Source organism: Enterobacter cloacae subsp. cloacae ATCC 13047 (genome assembly GCF_000025565.1).
GTDB lineage: Bacteria > Pseudomonadota > Gammaproteobacteria > Enterobacterales > Enterobacteriaceae > Enterobacter > Enterobacter cloacae.
Genome location: NC_014121.1, coordinates 4,943,191 through 4,954,460, shown reverse-complemented (window position 1 = coordinate 4,954,460; position 11,270 = coordinate 4,943,191). Strand labels below are relative to the sequence as shown.

The 11,270-nt window shown below is 57.7% G+C and carries 11 protein-coding genes and 1 pseudogene; 2 read left to right on the top strand and 10 right to left on the bottom strand.

The window, feature by feature from the left end; translation table 11 throughout:
* Window position 1 precedes the first annotated feature (1 nt).
* The 4 genes from ECL_RS24125 to ECL_RS24110 form a co-directional block, all read right to left on the bottom strand.
* Window positions 2-259: a phosphopantetheine-binding protein gene (locus ECL_RS24125; protein WP_010436544.1), complete on the bottom strand. Its 258-nt coding sequence runs from the start codon at window positions 257-259 to the stop codon at window positions 2-4.
* On the bottom strand, window positions 240-1,055 hold the full coding sequence (locus ECL_RS24120) for a lysophospholipid acyltransferase family protein (RefSeq protein ID WP_013099156.1): 816 nt from the start codon (window positions 1,053-1,055) through the stop codon (window positions 240-242). Before ECL_RS24120 ends, ECL_RS24125 begins: the two co-directional genes overlap by 20 nt.
* Window positions 1,052-1,774 (bottom strand): beta-ketoacyl synthase chain length factor, encoded by a 723-nt coding sequence (locus ECL_RS24115; RefSeq protein ID WP_013099155.1) that lies wholly within the window; start codon window positions 1,772-1,774, stop codon window positions 1,052-1,054. The genes ECL_RS24120 and ECL_RS24115 overlap by 4 nt, the downstream gene beginning before the upstream one ends.
* 150 nt (window positions 1,775-1,924) lie before the next feature.
* Window positions 1,925-2,974 (bottom strand): AI-2E family transporter, encoded by a 1,050-nt coding sequence (locus tag ECL_RS24110; protein ID WP_013099154.1) that lies wholly within the window; start codon window positions 2,972-2,974, stop codon window positions 1,925-1,927.
* Between the two features lie 109 nt (window positions 2,975-3,083).
* Here ECL_RS24110 and ECL_RS24105 point away from each other — a divergent pair.
* Window positions 3,084-4,336 (top strand): annotated as a pseudogene (locus tag ECL_RS24105) (MFS transporter).
* Window positions 4,337-4,340: 4 nt separating this feature from the next.
* On the opposite strand, the gene ECL_RS24100 reads toward ECL_RS24105, so the two are convergent.
* Window positions 4,341-4,898 carry a DcrB family lipoprotein gene (locus ECL_RS24100; protein WP_013099152.1) on the bottom strand — a complete coding sequence of 186 codons (558 nt, stop codon included), beginning with the start codon at window positions 4,896-4,898 and terminating at the stop codon, window positions 4,341-4,343.
* Between the two features lie 72 nt (window positions 4,899-4,970).
* The gene (locus tag ECL_RS24095; RefSeq protein ID WP_013099151.1) at window positions 4,971-5,636 is read right to left on the bottom strand and encodes a 7-cyano-7-deazaguanine/7-aminomethyl-7-deazaguanine transporter; all 666 of its coding nucleotides are present in this window, start codon (window positions 5,634-5,636) and stop codon (window positions 4,971-4,973) included.
* Between the two features lie 167 nt (window positions 5,637-5,803).
* Here ECL_RS24095 and tusA point away from each other — a divergent pair, with 167 nt between their 5' ends.
* Window positions 5,804-6,046, top strand: a complete 243-nt coding sequence (gene tusA, locus ECL_RS24090; protein ID WP_014833603.1) for a sulfurtransferase TusA — start codon at window positions 5,804-5,806, stop codon at window positions 6,044-6,046.
* Window positions 6,047-6,051: 5 nt separating this feature from the next.
* Here tusA and ECL_RS24085 read toward each other — a convergent pair whose 3' ends face one another.
* The 4 genes from ECL_RS24085 to zntA form a co-directional block, all read right to left on the bottom strand.
* Window positions 6,052-7,338 (bottom strand): TRAP transporter large permease, encoded by a 1,287-nt coding sequence (locus ECL_RS24085; protein ID WP_013099149.1) that lies wholly within the window; start codon window positions 7,336-7,338, stop codon window positions 6,052-6,054.
* 10 nt (window positions 7,339-7,348) lie between these two features.
* Window positions 7,349-7,858 (bottom strand): TRAP transporter small permease, encoded by a 510-nt coding sequence (locus ECL_RS24080; RefSeq protein ID WP_013099148.1) that lies wholly within the window; start codon window positions 7,856-7,858, stop codon window positions 7,349-7,351.
* 11 nt (window positions 7,859-7,869) lie between these two features.
* Window positions 7,870-8,841: a TRAP transporter substrate-binding protein gene (locus ECL_RS24075; protein ID WP_013099147.1), complete on the bottom strand. Its 972-nt coding sequence runs from the start codon at window positions 8,839-8,841 to the stop codon at window positions 7,870-7,872.
* A gap of 196 nt (window positions 8,842-9,037) precedes the next feature.
* Complete coding sequence (gene zntA / locus ECL_RS24070; protein WP_013099146.1) at window positions 9,038-11,212, bottom strand: Zn(II)/Cd(II)/Pb(II) translocating P-type ATPase ZntA; 2,175 nt, start codon at window positions 11,210-11,212, stop codon at window positions 9,038-9,040.
* Between the last annotated feature and the right edge of the window lie 58 nt (window positions 11,213-11,270).

Genomic DNA, 11,270 nt, shown 5'->3' with positions numbered 1-11,270 from the left:
CTCAGGCGCGTTGTTGATGAATAAAAGCGGCGAGCGTGGCAACGGAATAGAAGTGCTGACGCATCTCGTCGCTCTCGGCAGAAAGCACTACGCCGTACTGATTTTTCACAGCCAGCCCCAGCTCCAGGGCATCAATAGAGTCCAGACCCAGTCCGTCACCAAACAGCGGAGCGTCGGTGTCGATATCCTCTGGGGTAAGTTCTTCCAGATTCAGCGTAGAGATAATGAGATTCTTAATTTCAAGATAGAGCGCTTGCATCTTTCATTCCTGACAAAGATTGAAGACCGGATGTTAATTGCTGCTGCATATGCCGGTTTAACTGCCTTGCCGCCAGCGCAGGTTCGTGCTGGCTCGCATCGTAAAAATCATGAATGTTGATGCGTTCGCGAACATCCACGGTAAAAATGGGTTTTTTGGGCGGCACATTGTACCAGCGACTCTGTTTATCCAGCATGCGTTCGCTACAGTGGATCACCACCACGCGCAGAGAGCTGTTGCAACGAACGGCAATATTCGCCGCTCCCCGCTGCAGGGTAATGGCTTCGCCCACGCGGGTGCGGGTGCCTTCCGGGAAAATCAGCAGGGTGTCACCCTGCGCCAGACGCTGCTGGCTGGCACGAAGCAGCGTTTCTGCTTCGCTGTTGATCAGGTAATCGGCTGCACGGATCACGCCGCTGACAAAGGGGTTACGCAGCAGCGCGCTTTTCACCAGACAGTCGGTTTCGTTCATCACCGAGGCGAGGATCACATAGTCCAGCAGCGAAGGATGGTTGGCTATCACCAGGCAGCCGCGCTCGGCGCGCAGAACGTCCAGATTGTTAAAGCGGTAATCCAGCACGCCGGTTCCGCGAACGACCGCCAGGAACAGCCGAAAACTGGCGGAGATGCTGCGTCGCGCCAGTCGGCGGCGTGCCGTGCGATCGCGCTGAAAAATCAGCAGCAGGTTAAACCAGACCAGCGACAGCAGCAGCCCGCCAAGGCCAAACAGGGCGAAGCAAAACCCGGTCATCAGCATGCGCCATAACCGATCGAGGCGGGAGAGGATCTGGCTCATTGGCGCGTCCACTGCCACTGCAAACGCTCGCCCGCCAGGGCAAATTGCCGCGCGTCGCTCAGGTAATGTCGCAGGAACTGAAGGCTTTGCGGCAGCGCGGGCTCTTCCCATGTGCTTTCGCGATGGGTTTCACAGCAGAGCGCGTCCCCGGCTTCAATCACCAGCGCAAGGGCGTAAGGCCAGACGGGCATCTGCGGCGGGAGCCCGGCGTGATAAAACTCGGGCAGGACGCCGTCAAAATCCACCAGCAAAACGCGGGAGTAGCCCGCGTGAAGCAGACTCAACACTTCGCACAAACTTTGCTGGAAGGTGTCCATCCCGGCGGAGACCGAGGATGAGACAATCGGCTGACCTGCGGTGATCGTAAGATTGCCGACCGCGGCGTTATGAACAGACATTGCAAAATCGGTGGGGGAGACGGGTTGCTCCGTCGCCAGCGCTTGCAGAATACGGTAGTTGCGTTCCAGCTCGCCATGGCGGCTGCTGTAGACCACGGCATCGATACGATGTTTGCGCAGCATCGCAAGACCAATATCCACCGCCAGCTTACTGCCCGAATTGAGGCGGCGGGCGGTCATCATCGGCAGATCGGTCAGTTTTGCAAGCGGCGCGGCGGGATCGATGGCGTCAGACTGGCGCGACCATGCCTGCCATGCGCCGGCATCGCTGAGTCCTGGCGCTCTGGCCTGCCAGTCGATAATGGTGAGGGTAAATTTCATCTACGCGCGTCCGCGATAAACCTGTTTCTGTGATTTTTACTTCGCAAGCGCGATGTTACAGCGTACATCGTACAGTGTTGTCGCAGGCTTGCGAATAACGTTTCTCCTAAAAATTTCCCGTAGAGTCATGTTCCGTCTCACCCCAGACGATTAACCGGGAAGCCGACTCTTGGGTCGGCCCGGCCCCAGCAGTATCGCCAGTTTGCTGCCGCCTTTGGTGGTCTCCATCCAGATTTTACAGACGCTGGTGAGCGGTACCGACAGCAGCATCCCAACCGGGCCCAGCAGCCATCCCCAAATCAGTAAGGATAAGAACACCACCAGCGTCGACATGCCCAGCCGGTGGCCCATCATCCGTGGTTCAAGAATATTCCCCAGCACCATATGCACCACGAGGAACAGCGCCCCCACCAGCATGCACTCATAGAAGCCATTAAACAGAAACGCCTGAATCATGGGCGGCACGGCGGAGAGTACCGCGCCAATGTTGGGCACGTAGTTCAGCAAAAACGCCAGCACTCCCCACATCAGCGCGAACTGCACGCCCATCAGCATCAGCCCCAGCCAGACAATCACGCCGGTCCAGACGCTCAACAGGGTTTTTAAGGCCAGATATTTGGAGACGCCCTTTAACGCGCGGTGTAAACCGGCGATGTGAATTTGCGGATTATTCAGCGCGAAACGCAGCTTATAGGGCACGTGGCGCACTTCGAACAGCATAAACACCACCGTCATGACCAGCAGCAAAATGCTGGCCATGGCGCCGGACAGGCCGGTCATCAGCGTGGTGGCGTAGGTCATGATTTTTTCGGAATCCATCCGGCGCAACATCCGTTCCGGCGAAATATGCAGATTCAGAAACGGCATCATCTCCTGAAGCGCCACGATCTTGCGCGTCAGCTCTTTGTTGTATTGCGGCAGCATCGTGGAGAATTCGCTCAGCGAGGCGGCCAGCACGCCGAAAAGGGCAGTGAGGGCAATCAGCATCACGATAACCACAATGGTTATGGCCACCGGGCGGCTGATACCCCGGCGCAAAAACCAGGTCACCAGCGGGTTAAGCACAATGGCAAAAAAGAGCGCCAGCAGAAGCTGGACAATAATATCGGCGGCAGCATGGATACCGGCGAGGATCACCACCAGGGAGGCGAGTTTTAACAGGATGTGGAGTCCTGCTTTGTCGGGCGGGTTAGGGGTCATTCGTGTTCCTTAATGTGATTGCCCGTTAAGTGTAGTGCGCGGGTTTCGCTTCGTCTGGCACCGTTAATCTGAAAGTCGCTGCTGATTTTCTGCTGGCGTCGTGGTAATAGTGAAACACTGTTGCAAAAATCCAGGTAAAACCTCATGCCCGAACCCGCCGCCGAACCGGCATTAAGCGGATTACGCCTTAATCTGCGCATTGTCTCCGTTGTGATTTTTAACTTTGCCAGTTATCTGACGATTGGCCTGCCGCTGGCGGTGTTGCCGGGCTATGTGCATGACGTGATGGGGTTTAGCGCATTCTGGGCGGGGCTGGTGATTAGCCTGCAGTACTTCGCCACGCTGTTGAGTCGCCCGCATGCGGGTCGCTACGCGGATCTGTTCGGGCCGAAGAGCATTGTGATCACAGGATTATGCGGCTGTTTTCTCAGTGGCCTGAGTTACCTGCTGGCGGCAACGACCAGCCACTGGCCGTTGGTCAGCCTGGTGCTGCTGTGCCTGGGCCGGGTGATCCTCGGTATTGGGCAAAGCCTGGCAGGAACCGGCTCGACGCTGTGGGGCGTAGGCGTGGTCGGGGCACCGCACATTGGCCGGGTGATCTCCTGGAACGGCATTGTCACCTACGGGGCAATGGCGCTTGGCGCCCCGCTTGGGGTGATGTGCTATGCGTATGGCGGACTGTACGGGCTGGCGGGCACCATTATGGTGGTCGCGCTGGTGGCGATCCTGTTTGCCCTGCCGCGCCCGAAAGTGAAGGCCAGCAAAGGTAAACCGCTGCCGTTCCGGGCAGTGCTGGGGCGCGTCTGGCCGTATGGTATGGCACTGGCGCTGGCAACCACCGGCTTTGGGGTGATCGCCACCTTTATCACGCTGTTTTATGACGCCAAAGGCTGGGATGGGGCGGCCTTTGCGTTAACCCTGTTCAGCTGTGCGTTTGTGGGTGCCCGTTTGCTCTTCCCGAACGGTATTAACCGCCTGGGCGGGCTGAATGTGGCGATGATCTGCTTTGCGGTTGAGATTGTCGGGCTGCTGCTGACCGGTATAGCGACCGCGCCGTGGATGGCAAAAGTTGGCGTGTTATTCGCCGGAGCCGGTTTTTCGCTGGTCTTCCCGGCGCTGGGTGTGGTGGCGGTGAAAGCCGTGCCGCCGCAGAATCAGGGGGCGGCGCTGGCAACCTACACGGTGTTTATGGATATGTCGTTGGGCATTACCGGGCCGCTGGCTGGGCTGGTCATGGCCTGGGCAGGCGTGCCGGTTATCTATCTTGCGGCTGCGGGTCTGGTGGTGATGGCCCTGATGCTCACGTGGCGGCTAAAAAAATGGCCTCCGGTGCAGGCACCGGAGGCCACGTCATCATCCTGACGTGTTACTGAATCACGATGGTGTTGATGATGTTTTCAGCGGCAGTCTGCGCTTTCTGCTGATCTTCCGCTGGCAGGGTGATCTGCAGGGTCAGCAGTTTGTTATCAACCTTACCCAGCACCACGGAAGAGTAAGCTGTCTGACCTTTTGCAGAGATAATGCTGTCCAGCTGCTGCAGCGTGTGGCCTTTCAGTTCGATGGACTTGTTCGTCACCACCTGCAGCTGCGGGTCGCGGCTGCGCTGCTGATCTTCCAGACGTTTGGACAGCACGGCCAGGTCTTCGCTGGTATCGTCGCCCACAATCACAATCACCGCTTTCTGCCCGGTTGCATCGGAATAGACGTGCATGTTGTTCGCCTGGGTACCCAGCTTGCCGCTCTGGTCAGTCATATCCGCTGGCAGAGAGAAGCTGAGTTTACCGTCCAGCAGGTTCACCGGCTGACCGGTTGCGTTGCTCTCTGCAGACGCGCCCTGAGCAGGCGTTTTCGTGTCGCTGTTATCACAGGCTGCAAGGCCGACAACCAGCAGGCCAATCCCGACATATTTAACCAGATTGCGCATTGACTTCTTCCTTTCGATAAACGGCCATAACGGCTCATTTGTCCATCTTATCACAACTGATAAAGCGAACCCTTAACCAGCCTGCAATGCTGTGATTTCAGATTTATCTGCCAGTCTTTTCAGCAGCATATTCAGCAGCACGCCGTACATCGGCAGGAAGAAGACAATGCTGATAAGCACCTTGAAGCAGTAGTCCACCAGCGCAATTTCCATCCAGTGTTCGGCCATAAACGCATCCGGGCTGTGCCAGAAGGCAATGAAGAAGAAGGCCAGCGTATCGCTGACGTTGCCGAACAGCGTCGAGGCGGTGGGGGCCATCCACCAGCGGTGATTCTGACGCAGGCGGTTAAATACGTGCACGTCGAGGATCTGCCCCAGCGCATAGGCCATAAAGCTTGCAGTAGCGATTCGGGCAACAAACAGGTTGAAGTGGGTTAACGCCTCAAAGCCCTGCCAGCTTCCCATGTAAAACAGGGAGGAAATAACGTACGACACGAACAGCGCCGGCAGCATGACCGCAAAAATAATGCGGCGAGCCAGCGGTGCGCCAAAAATACGCACGGTCAGATCGGTGGCGAGAAAAATAAACGGGAAGCTGAACGCGCCCCAGGTGGTATGGAAACCAAAGATGGCGATCGGCAGCTGCACCAGATAGTTACTGGAGGTGATCACCAGCAGATGAAAAAGCGAAAGCCAGAACAACGCTTTTACGCGCTGCGATTCAGAAAACGGCGTCATATTGTGACCTTTTTATACGTTGGGGTGAGGGAACCCAATAAAAACCGCAGCATGATACTGCTTTGGCAGGACAATGCAATGGTTAGTTTTTACGCAACCGTTAACCTGGTTTGCATTGCTGGCTACGGGGCGTAAACTACAGCCGTTTTTATCTGACCGAGAACACCATGACCGATCTGTTTTCCACTCCAGACCACACCCTTGATGCGCAGGGCCTCCGCTGCCCTGAGCCGGTAATGATGGTGCGCAAAACCGTGCGCAATATGCAAACCGGCGAAACGCTGCTGATCATCGCTGACGATCCGGCAACCACCCGCGATATCCCCGGTTTTTGTACCTTTATGGAGCATGAACTGGTGGCACAGCAGACCGAAGCGCTGCCGTACCGGTATTTGATCCGCAAGGGGTAACCCCCTTACTGCATGCCTAACAATCCCGGCAGCCACAGCGAAATCGCCGGGATGTACGTTACCATTCCCAGCACCAGCAGCAGCATGCCGTAAAACGGTAGCATCGCGCGTACCACATGTTCGATTTTCTGCTTGCTTACCGCACTGGCCACAAACAGCACCGATCCTACCGGCGGCGTGATAAGCCCGATCCCCAGATTCACCATCATGATCATCCCGAAATGGACCGGGTCGATCCCAAGCGACTGGGTCACCGGCAACAGCACCGGCGTCAGGATCAGAATAATCGGCGCCATATCCATCAGGGTGCCAATCAGCAGCAGCATGATGTTGAGGTACATCAGGATCACGTACTTGTTATCCGAGAGCGAGGTGAAGAACGCCGTAATGCGCATAGGCAACTGCATGTAGGTCATCACCGCGCCAAACGCCGCCGCAAAGCCAATCAAGATCATCACGATAGTGACCGTTTTGACCGTCCGGCACATCAACTTCGGCAGTTCGCTCCACGTGTAGTCGCGGTAGATAAACATGGTGACAAAGAATGCCCACAGACAGGCGACCGCCGCGGATTGGGTGGCGGTAAATATCCCGGACATGATCCCGCCGAGGATAATTACCACCGTCATCAGCCCCCAGAGAGCGTCCAGCAAAATCTTCAGCGCCTGTTTAAAGGGGATCTTTTCGCCTTTTGGATAGCCGCGCTTATGGGCAAAGCACAGACACAGCGTCATCAGGCACAGTCCCAGCAGCAGCCCCGGCAGCACGCCTGCGATAAACAGCGTGGCAATGGAGACCGTACCGCCTGCGGCCAGCGAGTAGATCACCGAGTTGTGGCTAGGCGGGATTAAAATCGCCTGCACCGACCCGCTGGCGGTGACCGCCGCCGCATACTCGCGGGGATACCCCTTTCTCTCCATCTCCGGGATCATCACGCTGCCGATGGAGGCCGTATCCGCCACCGATGAACCGGAAATCGCGCCGAAAAAGGTGGAGGCCACGATATTCACCAGCGACAGCCCGCCGCGAATAAAACCGACAAAGACATACGCGAAATTCACCAGCCGTCGGGCGATGCCGCCTTCCGCCATGATCGCCCCCGCCAGGATGAAAAACGGGATCGCCAGCAGGGTAAATTTGTTAACCCCGCTGGTGATCTGGATCATCAGCGCTTCGAGCGGTAACTCGATCCACAACGCGCCCGCGACGGCGCTTAAGCCGACGGCAAACGCCACCGGCATACCCAGCGCCAGCAAAATGGCGAGGGTGAATAACAAAACGAATGCATCCATTGTTCACCCCTTAACTGTGGTTGCCGATCAGCACCACAGGACGGTTTTCCTGTGAGCCAAACAGCAGACGTTCAATGACAAACAGGATCAGCACCGCAGAACCAATCGGCAGCGGCAGATAACTCTCCCCTGACGTCAGGATCGGAAACTCGGCGACCGGCTGCTCCCAGAGCTCGACACACAGCCAGTAGCTGTACCAGAACATAATCAGCGAGATCAGCAGCATCAGCAGATCCACCACGCGCGCACACGCTGTTTTCAGCATGTCCGGCAGTCGGTCGGTCAGCATGTTCACCGCGATGTGTGACCCGGCACGGTAGCTCACCGCCGCGCCGATAAACGTAAAGGTCACCATGCAGATGATGGCAATCGGCTCCGGCCAGGATTCACCGCGATTCAGCACATAGCGCGAGAAGATGCCAATCGGGATCACCACCGTCATGACCAGCAGCGCGCATCCCGCTACGCCCATGGCGAGCAGATACAGCCGGTCCATCCACTTCAGGTAGAGTTCGGACATACGTTCTCCGTTTACTGAACGTCAGCAATGGCTTTCATCAGGTCCTGATGCTTTTCGCCATACTGCGCGCGCACCGGCTCTGTGGCTTTGATAAATACCGATTTGTCGATCTCGTGGAACTGCACGCCACCGGCTTTCATCTTCGCCAGCGCCTCGGCGTTATAGGCCTGCCACAGCTTGCGCTGTTCGAACTGCGCTTCGCGCGCCAGGGTCAGGATTTTCTGCTGTTCGTCTGCGCTGAGCTTGTCCCATTTCACTTTTGAGTAGAGCAGCATTTCCGGGGTAATGAAGTGGCCGCTGAGGGTATAGTTTTTGGCGATCGGCATATAGTTATGGGCGATGAAGGTCGGCGGATTATTCTCAGCGCCGTCGATTACGCCGGTCTGCATGCCGCTGTAGACCTCACTGACCCCCATCGCCACCGAGTTAGCCCCCATGTCTTTCAGTGTCGCCAGCGCCACCGGGCTTCCCTGAACGCGGATTTTTTTGCCTTTCAGATCCTCCGGTTTGACGATCGGCGTTTTGGTGATCAGGTTACGGGTGCCGGAATCCATCCAGCCGAGAAACACCAGCCGCGATTTGGGGTTGGCGGTCAGTTTGTCGCCAATCTGCTTGCCGATATCGCCGTCGATGACTTTGTGCATGTGGTCTTCATCGCGGAACACATAGGGCAGGGTAAAGACTTCAATATCGGGCAGGATCGCCGCCACCGGAGCCATGGAGACACGGATCATGTCGATCGCCCCCATCTGCGCCTGTTCAATCATCTGCTTTTCATCCCCGAGCACGCCGCCGGGAAAGACCTTGATCTCCAGCTTGCCGTCGGTTTGTTGTTTGAGTTTCTCCCCCATGTGCTGTACGGCTACCACGTTCGGGTAGCCTTCAGGATGCACATCGGCGGCTTTAATGGTTTGCGCAGAAACGGAGCAGGCAAAAGCAGACAGACACAGAGCGGCCAGTAACGGCTTGAGGGTCGTTTTCATCAAGTCAACTCCAGGGTAGTGAGGTAAGTGTTAAAACGGTGTTTTAGTTTTGTACGTTTAAAAATTACACTATGGACTGGAAAACGGAGGTGAAGCGCCTCACAAAAGCGTGAATTTCTGAAACGCTGGTTTAGATTTTTGAGAAGGGAAGGCCGGGTTGCCGTTACGCTTTACCCGGCCAGGCGTGCATTGCGTGTTATTTGCGTCGCAGTAAGCGGAGCGCGTTGGCCGTCACCAGCACCGTCGCGCCGGTATCCGCCAGCACCGCCAGCCACAGCCCGGTGATGCCGAGCAGGGTGGTGACGAGGAAAATCCCTTTCAGCCCCAGGGCGATACTGATGTTCTGGCGAATATTGGCGCGCGTGGCGCGTGCCAGGGAAATCATCTGCGCCAGCCCGGTCAGGCGGTTATGGGTGAGCGCGGCATCGGCGGTTTCCAGCGCCACGTCGGTACCACTGCCCATGGCAATCCCGATGGTGGATGCTTTCATCGCTGGCGCATCGTTGATTCCGTCGCCGATCATCGCCAGCGGAGCATGGCTGTTCAGCTCCGTCACGGCACTGACCTTGTCCGCAGGCAGTAATCCGGCCTTAAAGTCCAGCCCCAGCTCTCCGGCAATCGCGGCGGCGGCGCGCGGGTTATCGCCGGTGAGGATCACACCCTGGACGCCCAACTGATGGAGCGCCGCGACGGCCTCTTTCGCATCATCACGCAGGGTATCGCGCAGTGCCAGCATGCCTTTGGCGATGCCGTCCTGCATGACGGTTACTACAGTTTGTCCGGTCTGTTCTAACGCCTCAACCTCTGAGTTAGAAGATTTACCCGCCGCGACAATCAGCACCTTTTTACCGTCGATGTCGGCCTCAATCCCGGACCCGACCAGCGCCCGCTGCGCCGTTGCCGCCGGAATGGCCAGCCCGCGCGACTGCGCTTCACGCACAATCGCCTGCGCCAGCGGGTGAGTGGAACCCTGCTCTACGGCGGCGGCCAGCGTAAGCAGTTCATCTTCACCGATATCCTGCGGATACACGCCGGTGACCTGCGGCTTGCCGACGGTCAGCGTGCCGGTTTTATCGAACGCCACCTGCTGCACCTGGCTTAACTGTTCCAGCGCCGCGCCGCCTTTTATCAGGGCGCCACGACGTGCCGCTGCCGCCAGACCGGAGGTAATGGCCGCCGGGGTGGAGATCACTAGCGCACACGGACAGCCAATCAGCAGCAGGGTCAGACCTTTATAAATCCAGCCTTCCCACGGCGCGCCAAAGAACAGCGGCGGAACGATAGTGACCAGCAGGGCAACCAGCATGATGGCGGGGGTGTAAATCCGGCTGAAGCGGTCAATAAATCGCTCGACGGGGGCGCGACGCTCCTCGGCCTCTTCGATCAGCTTCAGGATACGGTCGATGGCGCTGTCACCGGGTTCGGAAAGTACCGTGAGCTGGACCAGACGGTCGACACTGGTGGCGCCCGCAGGTACTTTTTCACCGGCCGTGCGTTCAACCGGAATTGACTCCCCGGTGAGGGCGCTTTCGTCGAAGCTCGCGGTGGCGGTGAGCAGGGTACCGTCCGCAGGCAGGCGTCCTCCGGCAGCGACTTCAATCACATCGCCCGGACGCAGCGCGTTAATGGCCACCGTCTGGCGTTCGTTTCCGGCTACTCGTGTGGCGGTTTCAGGCTTAAGCGCCATCAGGGCGCTGACCCCTTTACGCGCCCGGCTTGCCGCCCAGCCTTCAAGACGTTCGCCAATTAAGAACAGCAGCAGCACCATGGCCGCTTCCGCTGTGGCACCAATGAACAGCGCGCCGATAGCCGCCACGCTCATCAGCGTTTCGATGGCGAACCAGCTGCCGCTTTTCATCAGCCGCAGCGCCTGACGGGCAATGGGATACAACCCGACAAGCGTGGTGGCGATAAACGCCAGATTGCCAAACGGCTGGTTGATCTGCTCCAGACCCCAGCTCAGGGCCATCATCATCACGAGCGCGATAAGGGGCAGATTTTCTCGCAGCGGAGCGGTTTTTTCGGCGGGGGCCGTTTCGCTACGCAGGGAATAACCGGCCTGGCTGACCGCGGACACAACCTGCTCGCTGACGTCACTCTCGGCGCTGACCAGCAGTTTTTCGGTCGCAAAGCGCACCTGCACGTGGCTGACGCCGGGGATCTGTTTTACCGCATTTTCGACTTTGCGGGCGCAGGCCGCGCAATCCATGCCGTCAACCACCCAGCTGTAATGGTTTCCGCTTTCAGGCAGCGGCTGCGCGTTTTGCGTTTCGCATGCCCCGTCACAGCAGCAGTCATCTTTCGCTGGCACCGGGCTGAGCTTAAATGCTGAAAATTGTGGGGCTTTTTTAGGTGTTTCTGGAGTCGACATGGCACTCTCCGGTAATGATAATTTTCTCATTAACCGCAGCATACACTCTGGAGTCGAC